1 protein-coding gene is annotated in these 488 nt (G+C 70.5%); it reads right to left on the bottom strand.

Annotation, left to right across the window (positions count from 1 at the left end; genetic code table 11):
• Positions 1-269: 269 nt before the first annotated feature.
• On the bottom strand, positions 270-488 hold a 219-nt coding region (locus tag IF47_RS0126810; protein WP_031511626.1), incomplete at its 5' end, for an RraA family protein.

The raw sequence follows: 488 nt of genomic DNA, 5'->3' as shown, positions 1-488 counted from the left end.
TGTGTATAAGAGACAGCCCATGACCAGGGCGGAAACGAGAACAGCCGGACATCGACCTGCCCTGGCACACCGTCTGCGCCGAGCCGCACTTCACCCCGGACCGCTGGCCGTGGCAGCGATGACCACGTACACCCACCGCCAACGCCGCCACGGCACCGAAGGACACCGTCACACCGTCGCACCACGCCGGCCGGGAACCCGCAGCCGGAACTCGAGGCGTTCCAAACGGTTTCGGCTGTGGGGCGCCTGTGGACGGGAAGTCGGTCCGGTCAGCCGGTGAAGCCCTGGTCGCTCAGCGCCTTGTCGATGCGGGCCCGGTGGTTCGCCTCCCAGGCGTCGAGGGACTCCTCGGCCTCCTTGGCCAGCTTCGCCTGAGCCGCCGCGAGGATCTCCTCCCGGCGGGCGGCGGGAGTGACGACGACGCCTTCCTCGTCGGCGACCACGATGTCGCCGGGGTGCACGAGCACGCCGCCGACACGGGCCGGCTC

It is taken from the genome of Streptomyces megasporus (assembly GCF_000718985.1).
Taxonomy (GTDB): Bacteria; Actinomycetota; Actinomycetes; order Streptomycetales; family Streptomycetaceae; genus Streptomyces; species Streptomyces megasporus.
The sequence above is the reverse complement of the archived record's forward strand: the minus strand, read 5'-3'. Positions and strand labels throughout refer to the sequence as shown.